Origin of the sequence: Micromonospora sp. NBC_00362, from assembly GCF_026342155.1 — a bacterium.
GTDB classification, from domain to species: domain Bacteria; phylum Actinomycetota; class Actinomycetes; order Mycobacteriales; family Micromonosporaceae; genus Micromonospora; species Micromonospora hortensis.
Genome location: NZ_JAPENH010000001.1, coordinates 2,896,971 through 2,920,052 on the forward strand (window position 1 = coordinate 2,896,971; position 23,082 = coordinate 2,920,052).

The 23,082-nt window shown below is 72.9% G+C and carries 19 protein-coding genes; 6 read left to right on the top strand and 13 right to left on the bottom strand.

Going from position 1 to position 23,082, the window contains the following annotated elements:
* Positions 1-97: 97 nt before the first annotated feature.
* Positions 98-1,438, bottom strand: coding sequence for an aminotransferase class I/II-fold pyridoxal phosphate-dependent enzyme (locus OG992_RS13150; RefSeq protein WP_266303362.1), 1,341 nt, complete (start codon positions 1,436-1,438; stop codon positions 98-100).
* A gap of 36 nt (positions 1,439-1,474) precedes the next feature.
* Between OG992_RS13150 and OG992_RS13155 the strand changes: the two genes are divergently transcribed.
* Both OG992_RS13155 and leuE read left to right on the top strand, forming a co-directional pair.
* On the top strand, positions 1,475-2,719 hold the full coding sequence (locus OG992_RS13155) for a bifunctional pyridoxamine 5'-phosphate oxidase family protein/GNAT family N-acetyltransferase (protein ID WP_266303363.1): 1,245 nt from the start codon (positions 1,475-1,477) through the stop codon (positions 2,717-2,719).
* Complete coding sequence (gene leuE, locus OG992_RS13160) at positions 2,719-3,390, top strand: leucine efflux protein LeuE (protein WP_266303364.1); 672 nt, start codon at positions 2,719-2,721, stop codon at positions 3,388-3,390. Before OG992_RS13155 ends, leuE begins: the two co-directional genes overlap by 1 nt.
* A 233-nt stretch (positions 3,391-3,623) precedes the next feature.
* Here the strand turns inward: leuE and OG992_RS13165 are convergent, their stop codons facing one another.
* The 10 genes from OG992_RS13165 to OG992_RS13210 all read right to left on the bottom strand — a co-directional run bounded on the left by OG992_RS13165 (position 3,624) and on the right by OG992_RS13210 (position 14,108).
* Positions 3,624-4,553 (bottom strand): sporulation protein, encoded by a 930-nt coding sequence (locus OG992_RS13165; RefSeq protein ID WP_238686790.1) that lies wholly within the window; start codon positions 4,551-4,553, stop codon positions 3,624-3,626.
* A 140-nt stretch (positions 4,554-4,693) separates the two neighbouring features.
* The gene (locus OG992_RS13170) at positions 4,694-5,758 is read right to left on the bottom strand and encodes a hemolysin family protein (RefSeq protein WP_210787401.1); all 1,065 of its coding nucleotides are present in this window, start codon (positions 5,756-5,758) and stop codon (positions 4,694-4,696) included.
* Positions 5,755-7,110: a hemolysin family protein gene (locus tag OG992_RS13175; RefSeq protein ID WP_238686791.1), complete on the bottom strand. Its 1,356-nt coding sequence runs from the start codon at positions 7,108-7,110 to the stop codon at positions 5,755-5,757. Before OG992_RS13175 ends, OG992_RS13170 begins: the two co-directional genes overlap by 4 nt.
* Positions 7,111-7,328: 218 nt before the next feature.
* Positions 7,329-7,697, bottom strand: coding sequence for a monovalent cation/H(+) antiporter subunit G (gene mnhG / locus OG992_RS13180; protein ID WP_238686864.1), 369 nt, complete (start codon positions 7,695-7,697; stop codon positions 7,329-7,331).
* Positions 7,697-7,960, bottom strand: coding sequence for a monovalent cation/H+ antiporter complex subunit F (locus OG992_RS13185; protein WP_030489433.1), 264 nt, complete (start codon positions 7,958-7,960; stop codon positions 7,697-7,699). Before OG992_RS13185 ends, mnhG begins: the two co-directional genes overlap by 1 nt.
* Positions 7,957-8,568 (bottom strand): Na+/H+ antiporter subunit E, encoded by a 612-nt coding sequence (locus OG992_RS13190; RefSeq protein ID WP_238686792.1) that lies wholly within the window; start codon positions 8,566-8,568, stop codon positions 7,957-7,959. The genes OG992_RS13185 and OG992_RS13190 overlap by 4 nt, the downstream gene beginning before the upstream one ends.
* Positions 8,565-10,070: a Na+/H+ antiporter subunit D gene (locus OG992_RS13195; RefSeq protein ID WP_266303365.1), complete on the bottom strand. Its 1,506-nt coding sequence runs from the start codon at positions 10,068-10,070 to the stop codon at positions 8,565-8,567. Before OG992_RS13195 ends, OG992_RS13190 begins: the two co-directional genes overlap by 4 nt.
* Entirely contained in the window at positions 10,070-10,549 is a 480-nt protein-coding gene (locus OG992_RS13200) for a Na(+)/H(+) antiporter subunit C (protein ID WP_238686794.1), read from the bottom strand. Before OG992_RS13200 ends, OG992_RS13195 begins: the two co-directional genes overlap by 1 nt.
* A 114-nt stretch (positions 10,550-10,663) precedes the next feature.
* Positions 10,664-13,498 carry a Na+/H+ antiporter subunit A gene (locus OG992_RS13205; protein WP_266303366.1) on the bottom strand — a complete coding sequence of 945 codons (2,835 nt, stop codon included), beginning with the start codon at positions 13,496-13,498 and terminating at the stop codon, positions 10,664-10,666.
* Positions 13,499-13,721: 223 nt separating this feature from the next.
* Entirely contained in the window at positions 13,722-14,108 is a 387-nt protein-coding gene (locus tag OG992_RS13210; protein WP_238686796.1) for a hypothetical protein, read from the bottom strand.
* Between the two features lie 178 nt (positions 14,109-14,286).
* On the opposite strand from OG992_RS13210, the gene OG992_RS13215 reads away from it, so the two are divergent.
* Positions 14,287-18,957: a DEAD/DEAH box helicase gene (locus OG992_RS13215; RefSeq protein ID WP_266303367.1), complete on the top strand. Its 4,671-nt coding sequence runs from the start codon at positions 14,287-14,289 to the stop codon at positions 18,955-18,957.
* A 113-nt stretch (positions 18,958-19,070) separates the two neighbouring features.
* Here OG992_RS13215 and OG992_RS13220 read toward each other — a convergent pair whose 3' ends face one another.
* Positions 19,071-19,628 carry a hypothetical protein gene (locus OG992_RS13220; RefSeq protein WP_266303368.1) on the bottom strand — a complete coding sequence of 186 codons (558 nt, stop codon included), beginning with the start codon at positions 19,626-19,628 and terminating at the stop codon, positions 19,071-19,073.
* Positions 19,629-19,729: 101 nt separating this feature from the next.
* Here OG992_RS13220 and OG992_RS13225 point away from each other — a divergent pair, with 101 nt between their 5' ends.
* Both OG992_RS13225 and OG992_RS13230 read left to right on the top strand, forming a co-directional pair.
* Positions 19,730-20,530, top strand: a complete 801-nt coding sequence (locus OG992_RS13225; protein ID WP_266303369.1) for an S-adenosyl-l-methionine hydroxide adenosyltransferase family protein — start codon at positions 19,730-19,732, stop codon at positions 20,528-20,530.
* Positions 20,531-20,555: 25 nt separating this feature from the next.
* The gene (locus OG992_RS13230; protein ID WP_238671784.1) at positions 20,556-20,798 is read left to right on the top strand and encodes a CPCC family cysteine-rich protein; all 243 of its coding nucleotides are present in this window, start codon (positions 20,556-20,558) and stop codon (positions 20,796-20,798) included.
* 33 nt (positions 20,799-20,831) lie between these two features.
* Here OG992_RS13230 and OG992_RS13235 read toward each other — a convergent pair whose 3' ends face one another.
* A complete protein-coding gene (locus tag OG992_RS13235) occupies positions 20,832-22,094 on the bottom strand; it encodes a hypothetical protein (RefSeq protein WP_266303370.1) in 1,263 nt (420 codons plus the stop codon).
* Positions 22,095-22,203: 109 nt separating this feature from the next.
* Between OG992_RS13235 and OG992_RS13240 the strand changes: the two genes are divergently transcribed.
* Complete coding sequence (locus tag OG992_RS13240) at positions 22,204-23,013, top strand: DNA-formamidopyrimidine glycosylase family protein (RefSeq protein ID WP_238686801.1); 810 nt, start codon at positions 22,204-22,206, stop codon at positions 23,011-23,013.
* Positions 23,014-23,082 lie beyond the last annotated feature (69 nt).

Here is a 23,082-nt window from a genome sequence, read left to right on the forward strand (position 1 = left end):
CACTTTCTGCCCCGACCAACGTGCACAGGTCTGACATTTCGTCAACACAAACCGCAAGATCGCGCGGGCGGGGGCGTGGAGGGCCCCCGGGGTGGGGTCAGGTGGGGAAACCCTGGGAGGGGGGTGGGTTTTCGGCCCGGGCCAGGGCTGCCGCCAGCGGGGCCAGGTCGGCGGGGCCCAGGGAACTGACGGTGATGCGCAGGGCCGGCGGGGCGGCGATCCGGTAGAGCGCGCCGGGGGCCACCGCCCAGCCGGCGTCGCGAAGCGCTGTCACAGTGCTGGTCTCGTCCGCGACCGGCAGCCAGACGTTTATGCCGCTGCGACCGTGTGCGGTCAGGCCGTGCTCGGCCAGCGCGGCGAGCAGCCCATCGCGGCGCTGCTCGTAGCTCTGCGCCGCCCGCCGCACCAACTCGGTGACCGCCGGGTCCCGCCACAGGGAGAGCACCAGGCGTTGCAGCACTGTGGAGACCCAGCCGGCGCCCACCCGGGTACGGCCGCTCACCCGGGCCACAGTCGTCTCGTCGCCGACCAAGACCGCCATCCGCAGGTCCGGGCCGAAGGGCTTGCTCACCGAACGGAGGAAGGCCCAACTCGCTGTCGCACCGGCGAGCGGGTGCAGGGGTACGCGGGCCAGTTCGGCCGCGTGGTCGTCCTCGATCAGCAGCAGGTCGCGGCGGCCGGCGAGCAGTGTCCGCAGCGCCTCGGCGCGGGCTGCGGAGACGGCGGCGCCGGTCGGATTCTGCGCCCGGCTGGTGACGATCAGCGCCCGCGCTCCGGCGGCGAGCGCCGCGGCAACCCCGACGACCAGCGGTCCATCGTCGTCCACCGGTACGCCGATCGGGCGCAGGCCCAGCGCGGCGACCAGGTCGAGCAGGTTGGCCCAGCCCGGGTCCTCGACCGCCACCGCGTCGCCGGGGCGCAGGTGGGCGCCGAGCAACCGCTCGATGCCGTCCAGCGCACCCCCGGTGAGCGTCAACTCCCCGGCCGGTACGCCGTCGGCGCGCAGCCGGGCACGGGCCGCCTCGGCCAGTTCGGGCAGAACTCCGGCATCGGAGTAGCCGACCGGCGGGCCGTTCTCGATGGCGAGCGCCGCCAGGTGCGGGCCCAGCGGAGGCAGCAGACGGGGGTCGGGTTCACCCCGGGACAGGTCTCGGGTGCCGGGCAACGGTGGGGGGCGCAGCGCGGAGCGGCGGGCGGCCACTGGCGGGCGGGGGCGCACCCGGGTGCCGTGCCGGCCGGCGGTGGCGAGCAGGCCACGCTGGCGTAGCTCCTGGTAGGCGCGGGCCACGGTGGCGGGGCTGACCCCCAACTCGGCGGCGAGTGCCCGCACGGGTGGCAGGGCGGCCCCCGCTGACAGGGTGCCCGTACGGATGCCCGACTCGATGCTGGCCGAAATCTCGACGGCTGTCGTACCGGTGAGCTGATAGTGTGCTGACACAAATAAGAGATTGTACTAGAACAAAGGGGCGCGCGCATGTATCCACCCACCGCCCGGACCACACCCCACCGCTCCCGCGACAAGATGAGCTACGACCAGGCCGCCGCCCACGCCGTGCTCGACGAGGCGTACGACTGCGCGCTCAGCTTCGTCGTCGACGGCCAGCCACGGGTGCTGCCCACCCTGCACGTCCGCATCGGCGACACGCTCTACCTGCACGGCTCCACCGGCAGTCGGCCGCTGCTCGCCGCCCGGGGGGACGACGGGTTACCGGTCTGCGTCGCGGTGACAGTGCTCGACGGGCTGGTCTACGCCCGTTCCCAGTTCCACCACAGCGCCAACTACCGCTCGGTCGTCGCGCACGGCACCGCCCGACTGGTCAGCGACGAGCGGGAGAAGCTCGCCATGCTCACCGCGCTGGTCGAGAAGGTCGGCGCGGGACGCAGCACCGCCACCCGTCCGCCCAGCCGTCGGGAGTTGGCCGAGACCGCCGTACTGGCGCTGCCACTGCGCGAGGTGTCCGTCCGGGCCCGCGCCGGCGGGGTCCGCGAGGACGAGGCCGACCTGGACCTCCCGCACTGGGCCGGCGTGCTGCCACTGCGACTCACCGCCGGGGCACCCGAGCCGGACTCCGGGGTCACCGCGCCGCTGCCGGCGTACCTGCGGACGCCCCGCACGCCCTGGCACGAGCCGGTGCCGCTGCACGGCGAACACGTTCGGCTGGAGCCGCTGGAGTTGGCGCACACCGACGAGTTGCACGCCGCCACCGCGGACCCCGTGGTGTGGCGGCACCTCAGCGTCGCGCCGCCCACCGCCCCCGCCGACACCGCCGAGGTGATCCGCACCGCCCTGGCCGCCCAGCACCGGGGCGAGCGGGTGGCCTGGGTGCAGCGATGCGCGGCGACCGGGGTGGTGGTGGGCAGCACCTCCTACTACGACATCGATCCGGAACGGCGTGCCGTGGCCATCGGGCACACCTTCCTCGGCCGGTCCTGGTGGCGTACCGGGATCAACACCGAGGCGAAGCTTCTGCTGCTCGGCCGGGCCTTCGACGACCTGGGCGCGGTACGGGTCGCCTGGCACACCGACATCCGCAACGTTCGCTCCCAGGCGGCCATCGAACGCCTCGGCGCGACCCGGGAGGGGGTGCTGCGGATGCACCGGCAACGCCCGGACGGCTCCTGGCGGGACACCGTGCAGTACGCGATGACCGTCGACGAGTGGCCGAACGCACAGGCCAGGCTGCGAGAAAGACTTCTGCGGACGGCACCGGTGGCGTGATGATGACGGGCGTGCTGGGGATCACCGACATCTGGACGTACGTGCTGGGCACCGTGGCCATCATCCTGCTGCCCGGGCCGAACTCACTCTTCGTGCTCTCGACCGCGGCCAAGCGGGGCGTCGCGGTCGGCTACCGGGCCGCCGGTGGCGTGTTCGTCGGCGACGGGGTGCTGATGTTCCTCTCCGCCGCCGGTGTGGCGTCGCTACTCAAGGCGTACCCGCCGCTGTTCATGGTGATCAAGTACGCCGGTGCCGCGTACCTCGGTTATGTCGGGGTGACCATGCTGCTCGGCGCCGCGCGCCGCTGGCGCGACCGCAACGACCCGAGCACGCCGCGGCTCATCGACGCCGCGGAGCCGGCGGCGATGCGCAGCCCGTTCCGCAAGGCGCTGGTGATCAGCCTGCTGAACCCGAAGGCGATCCTGTTCTTCATCTCGTTCTTCATCCAGTTCGTCGACCCCGGCTATGCCTGGCCGGCGCTGTCGTTCCTGCTGCTCGGGCTGATCGCGCAGGTGACCAGCGCGCTCTACCTGACCGCGTTGATCTTCGCGGGCACGTTCCTGGCCGCCCAGTTCCGCCAGCGCCGCCGCCTGGCGGCCGGTGGCACCACCGCCGTGGCCGCCCTGTTCCTGGCCTTCAGCCTCAAGCTGGCCACCGCCAGCGCGGGTTAATCCAACCCCAACCCCCACCCCCACCCTCGCTGCCCGCCCGCCTGCCCGCCGCCTGCCCGCCTGCCCGCCCGCCCGCCCGCCGCGATCTTGCACTTTCGGTCGTTGAAACGCGCATTCTGAGCCGTTTTGTCGCCGCAGAAACTGCAAGATCGCGGGGTGGGAGGGCGGGGCCCCGGGGGCGCGGGCCCGGGGGGGTGAGAGGGCGGGGCCGGGGGCGCGGGCCGGGGGGACGGTCAGGTGCCGTCGCCGCCGGAGCCGCCGCCTCCCACGCCGGCGCCGCCGGCGGTGCCGCCCAGGCCGTAGCCGGATCGGATCGGCTCGTCGGGATGGCGGCTGACGTGGGCCGACCCGGCGATCTGCGCGGACCAGTCGGCGTGCGCGGCCGCGGCGGCGTGCCGGTTGATCGCCTGGCGGATCCAGCCGTCCACTGTGGCGACCCAGTCCCGCCGGTCGGCGTCCTCGTGCCAGATCCGGAACCTGCTGATGCTCTGGTGGGTGATTCCGGCCAGCGCCAGCCGGCGATCCATCCAGAGGATCGCTTCCAGGCCCGCCGAGTTGGTCACGAAGATCACCTCCAGCTCGGTGATCGGGCCGGCGTAGAGCGGCCCCACCCAGTAGCCCCAGCGCTGGTGCAACGGCAGTGTGTGCTCCACCCCCGGCAACCCGCCCTCCAGCAACCCGGACTGGCGGATCATGAAGCCGAGCGTGTCCAGCGCCGCCAGCACGTGCTGCTGGGTGGGGATCGGATGCACGAAGACCGGCACCATGGCCCCCTGGTCGAGGTCGGGGTCGAGCGACACCTCGGTCCGCAGGCCCATCCGCAGGCTCAGCAGCGGCACCCCACCGAAGGTGGTCACCGGGGTCTCCCACGGCAGCGGGAACGCGAAGTCGACCGCCCGCCGCCGACCGGCCGGCACGACGAACCGGCCAGCGATCGGCAGATGGTGGAACTGCACGAGACGTCGGGCCGCGGCCGGATCGTCCGGTTCGACAGTGGTGACGAGGCCGAGTCGGATGTGCCGCACCAGCACGTCCTCCGGCCCGGCCGCGACTGTCACCCGGCCGGGCAGGCGCAGGCCCGGCCGGGTACTCGGGTTGGGCAGCGTGGTCTGCACGGAGAGTCCGGTGCCGCCGGACTCCGGGGACACTCCCGTCAGCCGCACCGCGCGCCTCCTCCCGGAACGGGGACAGAACGCCCCGCACCAGCCGCGCCTACCCCGTCGAGGTGATCTCAAGCCCGCCGACGTCGAACAGCACCGACGTCGACCCGGCCGCACGTCGTCAGTGCGGCCGGGTCGGCTCGTCAGCGCAAACGACGCCCGCGCGGGACCGTGTCGGTCTCGTCGTCGAACTCCCCGATGACCTCCTCCAGGAGGTCCTCCAGGGCCACGAAGCCGATCGGCCGGGCCGGGCCACCGCCGTTGCGGACCAGCGCGAGCTGTGACTGCCGGGCCCGCATCGCCGCCACCGCCTCGGTGACCGAGGACGTCGCGGGCAGTGTGAACGCGGGGGTCATCAGCTCGCCGGCGGTGGCGACCCGGCCGGTGGTGACCACCCGTACCGCCTCCCGGACGTGCACGAGCCCGCACACGTCGCCCGCCTCGTCGAGCACCGCGAGCCGGGATCGGCCGCTGTCCCGGCTGACCTCCTCGATCCGCTCGGCCGGGTCGTCCCGGCGGACGGTGACCATGGTGGCGAACGGCTCCATCACCTGCGCCACCGACGTGCCCTGCAACTCCAGCATGCTGGTCAGCAGTTGGTGCTGCTCGGCACCGAGCAGCCCGTGCTCACGGGACTGCTCCAGCAGGATCCGCAGCTCGTCCGGGCCGTGCACCTGGGCGAGCTGGTCCTGCTGGTTGACGCCGAACAGCCGCAGGATCGCGTTGGCCAGGGCGTTCAGCGCGGAGAGCACCGGCCGAGAAACCCGGGCGAAGGCGCGGAACGGCAACGCGAGCAGTGTCGCCGAGCGCTCCGCGTCGGTGATCGCCCACGACTTCGGTGCCATCTCCCCCACCACCAGGTGCAGGAAGGTCACCACCCCGAGGGCGAAGACCAGGGCGATCAGGTGACTGGCCGCGTCCGGTAGGCCCACCGCGTGCAGCAGGGGGCTGAGCAGGTGCTCGATCGCCGGCTCGGCCAGCGCGCCGAGACCCAGGGTGCACAGCGTGATGCCGAGCTGCGCGCCGGCCAGCATCAGCGACAGCTCGCGGACGCCATCCAGCGCGGCCCGTGCCGCTCGACCACCGTTCGCCGCCGCCTGCTCCAGGCGGTAGCGCTTGCTGGCCACCAGAGCGAACTCGGCGGCCACGAAGAATCCGTTCAGCGCCAGCAGGATCACCGAACTGAACAGCGCGATCCCGGGGCTCACGCGGTCACCTCGGGTGTGGTCAACTGCAACCGCACCGAGTCGGCCACGTGCCGGTCCACGGCCAGCACCTCGACCAGAGCCCGCGGCTCCGTCTCGTTGTCCTCGCCGTCCGCCCCCTCGGGTTGCAGGCTGATCTCCAGCCGGTCACCGACCTCGGGCACCCGGCCCAGCTCCCGCATCACAAGCCCGGACAGGGTGTCGTACTCGGGGGCCTCGGGCAGGGCGATGCCGGTGCTGTCGGCGACCTCGTCGATCCGCCAGCGGGCCGGCACCACCCAGGACCCGTCGTCCTGCCGGGCCGGCGCCCGCTCTGGTGGGTCGTCCTCGTCGCGGATCGGGCCGACCAGCTCCTCGGCGATGTCCTCCAGCGTGATGACGCCGGCGAAGCCGCCGTACTCGTCGACTACGCACGCCATCTGCCGGTGCCCGGACCGTAGACGGTCGAGCACCGTGGGTAGGGGCAACGTCTCCGGTACGAGCAGCGGGGGCCCGGCCACAGCGCTCACCGGGGTGGTGGCCCGCTCCCCCGGGGGTACGCCGAGCACGTCGGCGATGCCGACGATGCCGAGCAGGTCGTCGACGCCCTCCGCACCGCGTACCGGGAAGCGGGAGTGGCCGGTGTCCAGCAGCTCCACCACCCGGCTCACCGGTTCGTGCGCCCGGACGGTGTGCACGTCGACGCGCGGCACCATGGCCTCGCCGGCGGTCAGCTCGCGGAAGTCCAGACCTCGGTCGAGCAGCGTGGACATCTCGGCGTCGAGGCTGCCCTCCTCGCGGGACTCGGCGATGATCTGTTCCAGGTCCGCCGGGGTGGCGCCGCTGGGCAGCTCCTCGATCGGCTCGATGCCGATGCGGCGCAGCAGCCGGACCGAGGCCCGGTCGAAGAGCCGGATCAGCGGCCCGGCGACGGCGAGGTAGATCAGGGTGGAGCGGCTCAGCGCCCGGGCCAGTTGCTCGGCCCGGGCGATGGCCAGGTTCTTCGGGGCCAGCTCACCGAGGACCATCTGCACGATGGTGGCGATGACCAGGGCCAACGCCACCGACAGCGGCAGGCTGACCGCCTCGCTGACGCCGGCCACGCCGAGCAGGTCGGCGAGGCCACCGCCCAGGTACGGCTCGGCGACGTAGCCGACCAGCAGCGCGGTGACGGTGATGCCGAGTTGGGCACCGGAGAGCACGAAGGAGAGCCGGCTGGTGACGGTCAGGGCCCGGGCGGCGGCCTGATCGCCGTCATCGGCAAGCTGGCGCAGCTTGCCCCGGTCCACGGCGACATAGCCGAACTCCTGCGCCACGAAGTAACCGGTGGCGGCAGTGAGAAGAATGATCAGAAGGAGACCAACGACGATCAACACGGGTCGCTCAGGGCTCCCGGGGTCGTCGGTACGGGGATATGCCGGGCACGACCCGGCTGGCTACTGCTGCCCTCCTGGGCAGAAGAGTCGATCATGCTGTCATTTTATCTGCGCTGGCTGGGACTCCGCTGGGGGTGGGCCGAAGGAGCGGAACGTCCGGTTCAGCGGGCCCCGCCGGTCGTCACGCCGGCCCTGCCGGCCCGCCGCCTCGGCGGTCGTCACGCCGGGCCCGCCGGCCCCGCCGGCCCGCCGCCTGGTCCGCGGTCGGCCAGCTCATCGGCGTCGAGCAGACCCCGGTCGAGCCGCCCCGACCGGTACGCGGCCCGCCCGATCATCTGCGCCGCCACCGGCGCGGTCGCCAACTGGAAGACCGCCACCAGCAGGATCATGCCCAGGTCGGCCGGGGACCGCAGCCGCAACGCGATGCCCAGCAGCAACAGGAGCACCCCGAGCACCTGCGGCTTGGTGGCCGCGTGCATCCGGGACAGCGCGTCCGGAAAACGCAGTACGCCGATCCCGGCGGCCAGGGCGAGCAGCGCGCCGGCCACCAGACAACCGGCGCCGAGCCAATCCGCGATCGTCGCGATCACTGCTGCTCCCGGACGGCGAAGCGGACCAGCGACACCGAACCCACGAAGCCGAGCAGGGAGAGCACCACCAGCACGGGCAGCGTGGTGGCGTGCCGGTTGACCGCCGCCTCGGCGCCCACCGCGCCGACCATCGTGGCGAGCAGCATGTCCGCGGCGATCACCCGATCCACCAGCGACGGGCCACGATAGAGGCGGGCCAGCGCGAGAAGCGCGGTCACCGACAGCAGTGCGGTGAGGACGACGGCCAGGAAGGTGGTCACGGGAGGGTTCCCTTCTCGGGTGAGGTGACGTCGAGTCGGCGCAGTTCGCTGGTGGAGCCGACCGCGCGGACGATTCGCCGCTCGACGGCGAGCGTGCGGGCCCGGGCCACGTCCAGGTCCCCCGGGCCGTGGGTGTCCAGGACGTGCAGGTAAAGCGTTCCGGAGTCCCGGTCCACCTCGAGGATCAAGGTGCCCGGCACCAACGAGACCGCCTCGGCGGTGAGCGCCAGGTTCAGGTCGGTGGACACCCGCAACCGGACCGAGATGACCGCCCCGCGCGGCCGGTAGCCGGGCTGCACGGCGATCCGTGCGACGTGCAGGCTCGCGCTGACCAACTCGACGGCGAACCGGCCCGCGAACACCAGCAGCGCCAACGGTCGCAACCGGCCACCGAAGCTGACCTCCGGAAGCGGGAAGAACACCAGCACTGCGGCACCCACCAGCAGGCCACCGACCAGGTTGGCCCAGTTGATGTCGCCCCACAGCAGGTTCCAGACCAGCACCAGCCACCCGAGCGCCACCGCCTGGTCCCGCCAGCGCCCGAGCCGGCCCCGCCCCACGACGGCGGGGCCGGGGGCGTCGGGAGTTGGCTCCGGGGAGCCGGTCACGGCACACCGCCCGGCAGCACGGCACGGACGTACGGGGTACGCAGCCGCAGGTCCTCAGCCGCGTCGGCGGTAACGTCGAAGAGCGGACCGGCCAGCACCGTCAACGCCAGCCCGATGGCGACCAGGGCCACTGTGGCGCCCACCATCAGCCTCGGCAACTGGACGACAGGCTCGCTGGTGGCAAGCCGGGGCGCACGCCAGAAGGCGATGTTCCACACCCGGGACGCCACGTACAGGGTGAGCAGGCTGGTCAGTGTGCCGGCCGCGACCAGCACCCCGGGCAGTGGCCCGCCGGCGGCCACCCCGGCCTGGAGCAGGCCGAGTTTGCCGAGGAAGCCGGAGAACGGTGGCACTCCGGCGAGATTCATGGCCGGGATGAAGAAGAGCACACCCAGCAGCGGCGCCACCCGGGCCAGCCCGCCGATACGACGCAGGTCGGTGCTGCCGGCACGCTCCTCGACCAGCCCGGCGACGAGGAACAGCGTGGTCTGGATGGTGATGTGGTGCACCACGTAGAAGATCGCGCCGGAGAGGCCGGCGACGGTGCTCAACGCCACCCCGAAGATCATGTAGCCGATGTGACTGACCAGTGTGAACGAGAAGAGTCGCTTCAGGTCGGACTGGGCCACCGCACCGAGGATGCCGATCACCATGGTCAACCCGGCGACGACCATGAGCAGGATGTGGGCACGCCCACCGGGAAACAACAACGTCTCGGTGCGGATGATCGCGTAGACGCCCACCTTGGTGAGTAGACCCGCGAACACGGCAGTGACAGGGGCCGGCGCGGTGGGGTAGCTGTCCGGCAGCCAGGCCGACAGGGGGAAGACCGCCGCCTTGATCGCGAAGGCCAGCAGCAACATCAGCTCCAGGGCCAGTCGGACACCGTCGGGCAGGTCGTCGAGGCGCTGGGCGAGCTGGGCGAGATTGAGCGTGCCGGTGGCCGCGTACACCAGACCCACCGAGGTCAGGAAGATCATCGAGGAGAGGATGCTGACCACCACGTACGTCGACCCGGTCCGGATCCGGGTCTCGGTGCCCCCCAGGGTGATCAGCACGAAGCTGGCGGCCAGCAGGATCTCGAACCCGACGAAGAGGTTGAACAGGTCACCCGCCAGGAACGCGTTGGTGACGCCGGCGGTGAGCACCAGGTACGTCGGGTGGAAGATCGACACCGGCGAGCTCTCGCTCGTCTCACTGCGACCCTGGCCGATCGAGTAGAGCAGCACGCAGAGGGTCACCGCCGAGGAGACCACCAGCATCAGCGCGGCCAGTTGATCGGCCACCAGGACGATGCCGACCGGCGCCGGCCACCCCCCGACCGCCACCACCACCGGCCCGTGCCGGTACGCCTGCACCAACAGCAGCACCGCCACAGTGAGCGTGCCTCCCAGACACAGCACGCTGATCGCGCGCTGGACTCGGGGCTTCCCGGCCAACAGAAGGGTCAGCGCCGCACCGAGCAGCGGCACCACCACCGGCAGCGGCACCAGGGCGCGCATCACGACTCGTCCCCGCGTCGTAACCGGCGACGGGCCGGCTCGGGATCGACCTGTTCCGGGTCACCGTTCGGGCCCTCCCCACCGCGATCGGCCGCACCCACCTCGTTGCGCCCGGCCCGGCGGATGATCTGCCGGTCCTCCAGGTCGTCGGGCACCTCGTCGTCGCCGGAGAGATACCAGCTGCGGTACGCCACAGCGAGCAGGAACGCGGTGAACCCGAAGGTGATCACGATGGAGGTCAACACCATCGCCTGTGGCAGCGGGTCACTCATCTGCTCCACCGGGCCCGTACCGACGATCGGCGCCCCGCCGGACCGCCCGCCCAACAGGATCAACAGGTTCACCCCGTTGCCGAGCATGACCACCCCGAGCAGGATCCGGGTCAGGCTGCGCTCCAACAGCAGGATGACCCCGCAGCCGACCAGCACCGCGACGGCCAGCACCAGCACCAACGTCGGCCCCGCACCGCTCCGCGTCACGGTGCCACCCCTGTTCGCGACTGCGGGGCTCGCAAACCCGGCTCACTCCTCACGCTCACGGTGCCACCTCTGTTCGCGACTGCGGGGCTCGCAAACCCGGCTCACTCCTCACGCTCACGCCCGGTCCCCCTTGTCGACGGCCAACCCGCCGGTGGCCGTTCCGGTGGCCTCGATGTGCCGGTCCACCTCGGCACCGAGGCTGCGCAGGATGTCCAGCACCAACCCGATCACGACCAGATACACGCCGATGTCGAAGAAGAGCGACGTGACCAGATGGGCGTCGCCGACCAGTGGCAGGGCTCGGTCGACCTTCGCGCTCTCCAACACCGTCCCGCCGACCAGCAACGCCACCACGCCACTGCCCACCGCCATGGCCAGCCCGGCGCCGAGAATCGCGCCCGCGCCGATCGGGGCCGCCTCGGTCAGTTCGTACCGGCCGCCGGCCAGATAGCGCACCACCAGGGCGAGACCCGCCACCAGTCCGCCGGCGAACCCGCCGCCCGGCGCGTTGTGCCCGGAGAAGAGCAGGAACAGCGAGAACAGCACCACGGTGTGGAAGATCAGCCGGATGACCACCTCCAACACGATCGAGCGACGTTCCTCGTAGAGGGTCGGGCCACCGCGCAGCCAGACCGGTCGGCCGCGTCCACCCACCCCCTGCTCGGAGTCGGGCCGGCGTGGCCGCGGCCCGGTGCGGGAGCGCTCGAAGATCAGGCTGGCCACCCCTGTCGCGGCCACCACCAGCACCGCCAGCTCGCCCATCGTGTCCCAGGCCCGGATGTCGACGAGGGTCACGTTGACCACGTTGCGGCCGTACCCGTGCACCACCGCCAGGTCGGGAAAGGCTGCGGAGATGTCCGGCGCCCGGCGCGCGCCGACGGCGGTGAGGGCCAACCCGGCGGCCACCAACCCCGCCGCCACCCCGATCACCCGACGGGCCCAGCGGGTACGGCGCAGCGGACGGGCCGAGAACCGCTCCGGCAGGCGACGCAGCACCAGCACGAAGACCGCGATCGTCGACGTTTCCACCAGGAACTGGGTGAGCGCCAGGTCGGGCGCTCCGTGCAGCACGAAGAGCATCGCCGTGCCGTAGCCGGTCATGCCCACCAGCAGCATCGCGGTCAGCCGGCGACGGGCCCCGACCGCCAGCACCGCCGCCACCGTGATCACCAGGACGACCACCGGTTGCAGAGGGCTGTCCCAGAGCGGAATCCGCGCCCGCCAGGGGCTGGCGGAGATCATCGCCGCACCGGGCACCAGCACCAGGGTGACCAGGATGATGCCCAGATACTGCGGCAGTGAGCCGCGCTGGGTCGCGCCGGTGACGTCGATGGCCAGCCGGTCGAACCGGCCGATGACCCACTCGTACCCCTGGTTTCCACTCACCGGTGATCGGAGCCGGGCCAGCACCGGGGCGAGCGGCCCGCGCACGGCGAAGAGCAGGCCGCCGCCGACGAGCGCCAGCACGGACAGGCCGAGCGCCGGTGTCGGTCCGGCCCAGAGCGCCAGGTGCGCGTCGACCCCGCCGAGCAGATCGGCGTACGGGCGCAGGAGGTGGTCCAGCACGCTCGCGGCCGGACCGGCGAGCAGACCGACACCGGCGAGCACCGCGGGCGGGACCAGCAGCGACGCGGCGATCGGCCCCGGCGGGACCGGCGCCACACCGGGCCGGTCGGCGAATGCGCCCCAGAGGAAGCGGGCGCTGTACGCGACGGTGAGCACCGTGCCGGCGACCAGGCCGGTGAGCAGCACGGGCTGGTCGGTGAACGCCCCGAACACCGCCTCCTTGGCGACGAAGCCGACCAGCGGCGGCACACCGGCCATCGACGCCGCGGCCAGCACGGCGACCACGAACAGAGTCCGGGACCAGTGCCGCACCCCGGACAGCTCGCGCAGATCACGGGTGCCGGCACCGTGGTCGATGATGCCGACGACCAGGAACAGCGCCGCCTTGAACAGGGCGTGCGCCAGCAGCATCGCGGTGCCGGCCAGCGCGGCGTCCGGGGTGCCCGAGCCGGTCACCGCCACCAGCAGGCCGAGCTGACTGACCGTCCCGTACGCCAGCAGCAGCTTGAGGTCGGTCTGGCGCAGCGCGGCCCATCCGCCGAGCAGCATGGTCGCCACGCCGGCGACCTGCACCAGCGGCCGCCACGGGCCGACCGTGGCGAGCACCGGGGCGAGCAGCCCGACCAGGTAGACGCCGGCCTTGACCATGGCGGCGGCGTGCAAATAGGCGCTGACCGGCGTGGGTGCCGCCATCGCCACCGGGAGCCACGAGCTGAACGGCAGCACCGCCGACTTGGACAGGGCACCCGCCAGGATCAGCAGCACGGCACCCACCAGGTACCCGCCGCCGGGCAGCGGCTGTGCGCTGATCGCCGACCAGCGGTAGGTGCCGGCGTGCTCGCCCAGCATGATGAAGCCGACCAGCATGGCGAGGCCGCCCAGCGTGGTGACTGTCAACGCCTGCGCCGCCGCCCAGCGGCTGGACCGCCGTTCGGTGCTGTGCCCGATCAGCAGGTACGAGAAGATCGTGGTCAGCTCCCAGCCGACGTAGAGCAGCAGCAGGTCGTCGGCGAAGACCAGGACGAGCATCGCGCCCGCGAACGCGACCAGGACCGCGGCGAACTGCGCCAGCCCGATGGAACCGGCACCGAAGTAGCGGGCGCTGTAGACCAGCACCAACGCGCCGACGCCGCCGATCAGCAGCGTCATCAGCCAGGACAGTGTGGTGAGCCGGAACGCGATGTCGAGGCCCAACTGCCGGATCCACGGGTACGTCTCGACCACCGCCCCGCCGTCGGCGACGGCCGGGGTGCGGGCCACCGCCCAGCAGAACGCTGCGGCCGGCGCGAGCGCCAGCGGGTAGCACGCGCGCGGACCCCACCAGCGGACGAGCAGGGGCGCGGCGAGGGCCGCCACGAGATGGAGGATGAGCAGTACCAGCACCTGCGCTCCCGATCGACATGGCCGACGCCCGTGGCAGCGGTGGCGCCTAGCAGCGATCAGACGCCAGTTCCTCCCCCGCCGGGCGGTTTTGCCGGAATTCGCCCGGACAGCCCCAGCCCTAACCCTCAGCTCAGGCCGTTGATCAAGAGGTTTGCGTCAGGAACACGGGCGCGGATGACGCAAACCTCTTGATCAACAACGTGGGAGGGAAGGTGCGGCGTCGTCAGCGCAGCAGGGCGTTGTTGAGGGGTTGCGCGTCGTCGGGGGTGGGGCGGTCGCGACGGAGCACGGCCAGCAGGTCGAGGCGGCCGAGTTGGCGGGCGACCCGGTCGACCACCCGCTCGGCGGCGGTCAGCGACCGCACCGACAGCAGGCGGCCACGGCTCTCGCGACGGAGCACGAAGTAGTGCACGGCAACGCGGACCTGACCCCGGTCGGCGGCGCTGGCCTGGGCGGTGCAGAGAACCATCTCTCGCAGACAGTGGGCGAGGCGTTCGGCGAGCTCGAGCTCGGGGCCGTGCAGGCCGGCGCGGAGCGCGGCGAGGTGGCTGTCGACCTTGCGAATCAGCACGTCGGTGCCCGGTTCGACGGTGCGCTGCTCGCCGGCCATCACATCCCCTCACCCCGGTTCGCGTTGCGAGTGAAGTTACTTTATGTTGCTCCTTAGAAGCAAGCAGTTAAGTGAGACTTAACGTATTAAGCGCACCTTCCACGCTTTTTGCCTTTAGCTGGCTCATTCCGTCGTGAGGTCGTTAGTGGATGTCGGACCGGCGGGGCACGATGGACCGGTGACCGGGGCAGAAGCAGACGCCGGTGCGGTGCTGGCCGGGTTCGGCCCGGCCACCCGCGCCTGGTTCGACAACGCCTTCGCCGCCCCGACCGCCGCGCAGACCGGCGCCTGGCGGTCGGTCGCCGCCGGCCGCAACGCGCTCGTGGTGGCGCCCACCGGCTCGGGCAAGACACTCGCGGCCTTCCTCTGGTCGCTGGACCGGCTCGCCCGCGAGCCAGCACCGGCCGAGGCCCGCCAGCGATGCCGCGTGCTCTACGTCAGCCCGCTCAAGGCCCTCGCCGTCGACGTCGAGCGCAACCTGCGCGCCCCGCTGGCCGGCATCCGGCAGGCGGCCACCCGGCTGGGCGTCGCACCGCCCGACATCACCGTCGGCATGCGCACCGGCGACACGCCCGCCGACGAGCGACGAGCCTTCGCCCGCACCCCACCCGACATCCTCATCACCACACCCGAGTCGCTGTTCCTGCTGCTCACCTCCGCGGCTCGGGACTCGCTGCGCGGCGTCCAGACGGTGATCGTCGACGAGGTGCACGCGGTGGCCGGCAGCAAACGCGGCGCCCACCTCGCGCTCTCCCTCGAACGCCTCGACGAGCTGCTGCCCGCCCCGGCGCAGCGCATCGGCCTCTCGGCCACCGTCCGGCCGATCGACGCCTGTGCGCACTTCCTCGGCGGCGCCCGCCCGGTCGACGTGGTGCAGCCGGCCACCCCGAAGACCATCGAGGTCAGCGTGGAGGTCCCGGTGGAGGACATGACCCGCCTCGACGAGCAGGAGCAGCCACCGGAGGACGACCTCGGCGGGCCCGGGCCACGTCGGGCGTCGATCTGGCCGGCCGTGGAGGAGCGGGTCTTCACCCTCATCGGGCAGCACCGCTCGACGATCGTCTTCACCAACTCCCGGCGCAGTGCCGAGCGCCTCTGCGCAAGGCTCAACGAGCTGGCCGCCGAGGCGGTGGCCGCATCCGCGGCGGGCGAGGGCGCGATCGGCGTACCGGAGGGGTTGCCGGCCGGCGACGACCCGGCGGGCGACGACGGCCCGGCATCCGGCGCGCGGCGTTGGGGTGGCCCCGCCGGTCCGCTGCGCAACCGGCCGCCGGCCGAGGTGATGGCCCAGTCCGGCGCGGCCACCGGCGCGGCGCCCGTGATCGCCCGCGCCCACCACGGCAGCGTCTCCCGGGAGGAGCGCAAGCACATCGAGGAGGCGCTCAAGTCCGGTCAGCTCCCGGCGGTGGTGGCCACCTCCAGCCTGGAGCTGGGCATCGACATGGGCGCTGTCGACCTGGTGGTGCAGATCGAGGCGCCGCCCAGCGTGGCCGCCGGCCTGCAACGCGTCGGCCGGGCCGGGCACCAGGTGGGCGCGGTCTCGCGGGGGGTGGTCTTCCCCAAGCACCGCGGTGACCTGCTCTCCTGCGCGGTGGTCGCCGAGCGGATGACCGCCGGCGCCATCGAGGAGCTGCACTACCCACGCAATCCACTGGACGTGCTGGCCCAGCAGATCGTCGCGATGGTGGCGCTGGAGCCGTGGCCGCTCGGCGACCTGGCCGTGCTGGTCCGCCGGGCCGCGCCCTTCGCCGAGCTGCCCGACTCCGCGCTGCACGCCGTGCTGGACATGCTCTCCGGCCGCTACCCGTCCACGGCATTCGCCGAGCTGCGCCCCCGACTGGTCTGGGACCGGGCCACCGACCTGCTCACCGGCCGCCAGGGAGCGCAACGCCTGGCGGTGACCAGCGGCGGCACGATCCCCGACCGGGGCCTGTTCGGGGTGTTCCTGGCCGGCGCCGAACGGGCCGCCCGGGTCGGCGAGCTGGACGAGGAGATGGTCTACGAGTCCCGGGTCGGCGACGTCTTCCTGCTCGGCTCGTCCTCCTGGCGGATCGAGGAGATCACTCCGGACCGGGTGCTGGTCTCGCCCGCGCCGGGGCAGGCCGCGCGCATGCCGTTCTGGAAGGGCGACCAGCTGGGTCGGCCGGTGGAGCTGGGCCGGGCCATCGGCGCCCGGGTACGCACCCTGCTGCGCCAGACCGACGAGGCGGCCCTGGCCGCGCTGCGTGACGGAGGGCTGGACGACTGGGCCGCCGGCAACCTGATGGCCTACCTGCGCGAGCAGCGGGAAGCCACCCGCTCGTTGCCCGACGACCGCACGGTGGTGGTCGAGCGGTTCCGCGACGAGCTGGGTGACTGGCGGCTGGCCGTGCACAGCGTGCTCGGTGCCCGGGTCAATGGACCCTGGGCCCTCGCTGTGGGCCGCCGGCTGGCCGAGCGGTACGGGGTCGACGCCCAGGTGATGCCGTCCGACGACGGAATAGTGGTGCGACTTCCGGACACCGCCGACGAGCCGCCCGGCGCCGACGTGGTGGTCTTCGAGCCCGACGAGATCACCCAGCTCGTGGAAGAGTCGGTAGGCACCTCCGCCCTCTTCGCCGCCCGTTTCCGGGAGTGCGCCGCCCGGTCCCTGCTGCTGCCGCGCCGCGACCCGCGCCGCCGCCAACCGCTCTGGCAGCAACGGCAACGCGCCGCCCAACTGCTCGACGTCGCCCGCGAGTACGCGGACTTCCCGGTCACCCTGGAGGCCGCCCGGGAGTGCCTCCAGGACGTCTTCGACCAGCCGGCGCTGGCCGGGTTGATGCGCGACCTGGCCACCCGCAAGGTGCGACTGGTCGAGGTGGAGACCAGCGCGCCGTCGCCGTTCGCGCGGTCGCTGCTCTTCGGCTACGTCGGCGCGTTCCTCTACGAGGGCGACGCCCCGCTGGCCGAGCGCCGCGCCGCCGCCCTCGCCCTCGACTCCACGCTCCTCGGCGAGCTGCTCGGCCGGGTCGACCTGCGGGAGTTGCTCGACCCGGCGGTGCTCACCGAGACCGACCGGCAACTGCGGTGGCTGACCGATCAGCGCCGCCCCCGCGACGCCGAGGACGTCGTCGAGCTGCTGCGGGTGCTCGGTGACCTGAGCGACACCGAGTTGACCGAGCGGGGTGTGCCGGAGACGTGGCTCAGCGAGCTGGAGGCCACCCGCCGGGTGTTGCGGGTCCGGATCGCGGGCGAGCAGCGCTGGGTGGGCGTCGAGGACGCCGCCCGCCTGCGTGACGCCCTCGGCGTGGCGCTGCCGATGGGGGTGGCCGAGGCGTACCTCGCCCCGGTGGCCGATCCGCTCGGTGACCTGGTGGCCCGCTACGCCCGCACCCACGGGCCGTTCGCCGCGGCCAGCTGCGCGGCCCGGTTCGGGCTCGGGGTGTTCGTCGTCGAGCAGGCGCTGCGCCGGCTCGGCGCCACCGGGCGGGTGGTCTCCGGGGAGTTCACCCCGGATTCGGCCGGCGCCCAGTGGTGCGACGCCGAGGTGCTGCGGATGCTGCGCCGCCGCTCCCTCGCCGCGCTGCGCCGGGAGATCGAGCCGGTGCCGCCCCGGGCGCTGGCGACGTTCCTGCCACGTTGGCAGCAGGTCGGTTCGTCCGCCCGAGGTGTGGAGGCGCTCGCCGCCACTGTGGAGCAGTTGCAGGGCACCGCGGTGCCGGCGTCCGCGCTGGAGCGGTTGGTGCTGCCCGCTCGGGTCGCGGACTACTCCCCCGCCCAGCTCGACGAGCTGTGCGCCAGCGGGGAGGTGCTCTGGGCCGGGTCGGGCGCGATCTCCGGGGGCGACGGGTGGGTCACCCTGGCGTACGCGGACGCCGCGCCGCTGCTGCTTCCACCCCCGGACGAGGCGTTGACCCGTACCCCGCTGCACGACGCGGTGCTCGACGCGCTCGGCGACGGGCAGGCGCTCTTCTTCCGCCCGCTGGCCGACCGGGTCGGCTCGACCGACGACGCCGCGTTGACCGGGGTGATCTGGGACCTGGTCTGGGCCGGGCACCTCAGCAACGACACCCTCGCCCCGCTGCGCGCGGTGCTCGGCGCCGGCGGCGCGCACCGCTCCCGGCCGTCAGCGCCCCGCACCCGTTACCGGCGGCCCGGTCGGGTGGCGCTGCCGACCCGGGGTGGCCCGCCGACCGTCGCCGGCCGGTGGTCGCGTCTCCCGGAGCGGGACCTCGACCCGACCCGACGCGCCGCCACGCTCGCCGACCTGCTGCTGGAGCGGCACGGTGTGGTCACCCGGGGCGCGGTGATGGCCGAGCAGGTGGTCGGCGGGTTCTCGGCGGTCTACCCGGTGTTGTCGGCGCTGGAGGAGCGCGGCTCGGCCCGCCGGGGTTACTTCGTCGAAGGGCTCGGGGCGGCGCAGTTCGCCGTACCCGGTGCGGTGGACAGGCTGCGCGCGCTGGCCGAGCCGACCGACGGCGCCCGGGGTCGGGGCGCGGTGGCCACGGTGCTCGCCGCGACGGACCCGGCCAACCCGTACGGCGCGGCGCTGCCCTGGCCGGAACGGGTGATCGACTCCGGCGACGGTGCCACCCCGGCGACCGGGCACCGGGCCGGCCGCAAGGCGGGCGCCCTGGTGGTGCAGGTCGGCGGTGACCTCGTCCTCTACGTCGAACGCGGCGGCCGGACGTTGCTCTCCTTCACCGACGACACCGACACGCTCGCCGCGGCCGGCAAGGCGCTCGCCGACGCCGTCCACTCCGGGGCGTTGGGCGCGATGTCGGTGGAACGGGCCGACGGTGAGGCGGTGCACTCGTCGCCGCTGCGGGACGCGTTGACCGCCGCCGGCTTCCGGGCCACCCCCCGCGGCCTGCGTCTGCGCGGCTGACGCCAGGGCCCCGCCGAGGGCAATCCGGCAGAGAGCCTGATGTCTGTGAGTCATCACGATGACTCACAGACATCACAGTCAAGAGAACGACATGCTTGGGCCACGCTGGCACATCAGCGCAGGCCGTTGAGGACCTTCTCGTAGCGGGGCCGGTCGGCGGCCGGGGTCTTCGCCTCCAGGTAGTTCAGCACCACAACGCCACGCCGGTACGACTGACCACCCCAGGTCTCCGCGATGTCGCTGGCGCTGGTCTCGTCCGGGAAGACGTAGACAGTGACGGCGTCGGTGGCCATCAGCTCGGAACAGCCCAGGCCGAGGCCGTCCGGCCCGCAGTCGACCGAGCGGTCCTTCGGGCGCGGCACCTTCAGGCCGGCGGCCCGGAAAGCGTCGACGACCTGTTTCGCGCCGGGCGCACTGGCCGGGCGCTTCGGCAGCACCACCGGCGGCGGGCTCGCCGGCCGTCGCTGCGTCGTGCCCTGTGCGGAGGCGGAGGGCGGGGTCGCGCCGTCGGCACTGGGTGCGGCTTGGGGCGTCGGCAGGCCGGTCGGGGCCGCCTCGGACGAGACGGATGGGGTCGCGGTCGGGCTGCCGTCGTCGTCACTGCCACAACCGGCGCTGAGGGCGACGGCGACCAGCAGGATTCCGACTGCGGGGAGGTTCCGAGTTGTCACCAGGGCAGTCTGCCCAACGTCCTCCGGCGGCGGGAGGGGCCGGTCGGCCACTGCGCTGTCCCGTATCCGCCAGCACGCCGCGGTTCTACTAGCCTGCGGGCATGTCCGCAGTGCCCTGGATCTCGCTGACCACCGACTACGGCCTCACCGACGGCTTCGTGGCCGCCTGCCACGGGGTCGTCGCCCGGATCGCGCCGGCCGCCCGGGTGATCGACGTGACCCATCTGGTGCCGCCGGCGGATGTCCGGCGGGGTGCCGCCGTGCTGGCGCAGACCGTGCCGTATCTGCCGGTGGGAGTGCACGTGGCGGTGGTCGATCCGGGCGTGGGCACCGCTCGACGGGGGGTCGCGCTGGCCACCCCGGGCGGGTTGCTGGTCGGACCGGACAACGGATTGCTGCTGGACGCGGCCACCGCGCTCGGTGGGGTGACCGACGCGGTCGAACTGACCGGGTCGGGCTGGCTGGCCTCCCGGGTGTCCCACACGTTCCACGGCCGCGACGTCTTCGCACCGGTGGCGGCCCGGCTGGCGCTCGGCGCGCCGCTGGCCAACGCGGGCCCACCCGTCGACCCGGCCGGGCTGGTGCGACTTCCGACGCCGACGCTGGCCCGGGACGCCGAGGGCTTCACCGCCGAGGTGCTGACAGTGGACCACTTCGGCAACGTCCAACTGGCCGCGCCGGCCGAGCTGCTCGATTCGCTGCCGGCCACGCTCCGGGTGGGCCCGCCGGGGCCGACGCCGGCCCTGGTGGCGGTGCACGGGCGGACCTTCGGCGACGCCCCGCCCGGTGGCCTGGTGGCGTACGTCGATTCGGCCGGTCTGGTCGCCGTCGCTGTCAACGGCGGGCGGGCCGCGGACCTCCTCGCGGCCTCCCCGGGGGACCTCCTGCGGGTATCGGGCTGATGTTCGACTGTGGAATGCTTCTCCGGTGGGTGAGCATGTGGTTCCTGTGGGCTGTCCCTGCTGTGCATCCCGGACCGGCGGGGGGACCTGCCCCGTCTGTTTCTGGACCGACGACGGCCAGACCGACGCCGACGCCGACGCCGTCCGGGGCGGTCCCAACGGCGATCTGAGCCTCACGCACGCCCGTCTCAACTACGCCGTCTACGGTGCCAGCCACCCGCGCTACCAGGACATGGTGCGCACGGCTCGCCCCGACGAGCGCCCCTGACGTTGACGGGGCGCCCGACGGGGTGAGCGTGGCTCAGCAGACCGGCACGCTGCCGCCGTACACGCTGGAGATGTACGCGTGGCTGACGTACTGGCCACTGGCCAGACGGTTCCAGCGGGTGGTGGTCCGGTAGGGGCCGGCGACCGACTGACCGGTGACGTAGCACTGGATCGGCACGTGGGCCAGCCGGGCGGCGAGGCCACGCGTCGCGTACGACGTGCTGGCCCCGGTGCGGATGTTGAGCGGCCCGTCACCGACCACGCCGCGCGGCCCGCCTCCGGTCCACAGGTAGGCAACGTCCACCCAGGCGTTGGTGGTCAGCCGCAACCCGTCCCAGAACGTGCCGTCGGCAAGGTCGATGCCGGCCGGGTTGAGCACGGTGCGCCCGAACTGGTCCCGTCCGCCGTTGTAGCCGGACTGGTACGCCGCCTGCGCCTCGGGTCGACCCTGCGGCAGGTTCTTCCAGTTCTCCCGGACCGACGAAGGGTTCCAGTAGTCGTCGCGGGTGTTCCACGGCCCGACGTCCCAGACCGGGGCGTACTCGCATCGGGAGCCGCTGGTGGTGCAGACCCGCACCGTGTAGTCGCCGGTGTTGAGCGGGGAGAGCCCTCGCCGCGACGGCAGCGCCGCGAAGTGGTCCCGGGGTTGCACGGTACGGCCGTTGGCGGTCAGCTCACCGACCAGCCCGATGCGGGTGGCGTACACCCGGTAGGTGCGGCCGGGTGTGGCGGCGGAGACGGCGGCGTTCGCGTCGGCGGTGAGCCGCACGCCCCGGACGGTCGCCGTGGCGCCGCCGTTCGGGGCGGTGAGCACCACCCGGGTCTGCACCCGGGTGACCGGCCGGTCGAAGACCGCCCCGACGGTGGCCGCCCGCCACTCCGTCCAGCCGGCGGCCCTCCAGCCGCGGACCTGCGCCTCCACTGTCGCCCCGGCCGGAACCGCGGCGTTGATCTCGGCGCGGACCCGGGTGGCCGGCCGGGCGAGGGTGCGGGGCGCGGTCAGCAGCATCCCCTCGGCGACCGCGCTGTGCGGGCTGCGGGCGCCGCGCTCATTGGACCGGGCCTCCCGCAGGCGGAGGCCGGCGGCGGTACGCCGGACGTTGACATCGTCGCTGTCGACGATGGTGAGGTCGGCGTTCCACAGTTCGCCGCCGGGTGCGGCGGCGACGAGGGTGATCGGAGCGCCGCTGGGTGCGGCTGGGGCAGGGCCGGTCGCGGGTAGGAGCGCTGTGGTGAGCAGGAGGGCGAGGGTGGCGATGAGGGCGACGGATGGGATACGACAAGAGGGTCGCGTCATGGGCATTCTCCTCAGAACCCCCTGACCTTCGCATGTCAGGAGATCATGAGGAACCTGAGTACAAATAGCGACACATGCGAATCTTGCTCGACAGAGGGAGGATGGCAGGGTGCCCGAAGGCGACACCGTCTGGAACACCGCGCGCGTGCTGCACCGCGCGCTGGCCGGCGCGCGGATCACCGGCAGTGACTTCCGGGTGCCGCAACTGGCGACCACGGACCTCACCGACTGGACCGTCCGCGAGTCGGCCAGCCGGGGCAAGCACCTGCTGCTGCGGCTCAACGCCCCGACCGAGGAGCACTGGACCCTGCACTCCCACCTGCGGATGGACGGCGCATGGCGGGCGTACGCCCCGGGGGAACGCTGGAGCGGCCGGCCCGCGCACCTGATCCGGGTGGTGCTGCGCAGCCCCGGCGCTGTCGCGGTCGGCTACCACCTGCACGATCTGACGCTGGTGCCAACCGTCGAGGAGGACCAGCTGGTCGGCCACCTCGGCCCCGACCTGCTCGGCGCCGACTGGGACCCGGCCGAGGCGGTCCGTCGGCTCGCCGACCACTCGGAGCAGACCATCGGCGAGGCGCTGCTCGACCAGCGCAACCTGGCCGGCGTGGGCAACCTCTACAAGTGCGAGGTGCTGTTCCTGCGGGGCGTGTCACCGTGGACCCCGGTCGGCGGAGTGCCCGACCTGCCAGGCCTGGTGGCCCTCGCGCAGCGACTGCTCGCCGCCAACCGGGGCCGATGGACGCAGAGCAGCACCGGCTCACTGCACCGGGGGCAGACCAGCTACGTGTACGGCCGCCGCGCCCAGCCCTGCCGCCGCTGCGGCACCGCGATCCGCAAGGAGGAACTGGGCGAACGGGTCACCTACTGGTGCCCGGTCTGCCAGCCCGAGCGTCCGGGCCCGCCGAGATCCGGCTGACCAGGCTCTCGCCAGACGGGATCCATGGCAGAAACGGACGATTGGGTAATTCCTAACCGGCCGTCGGAG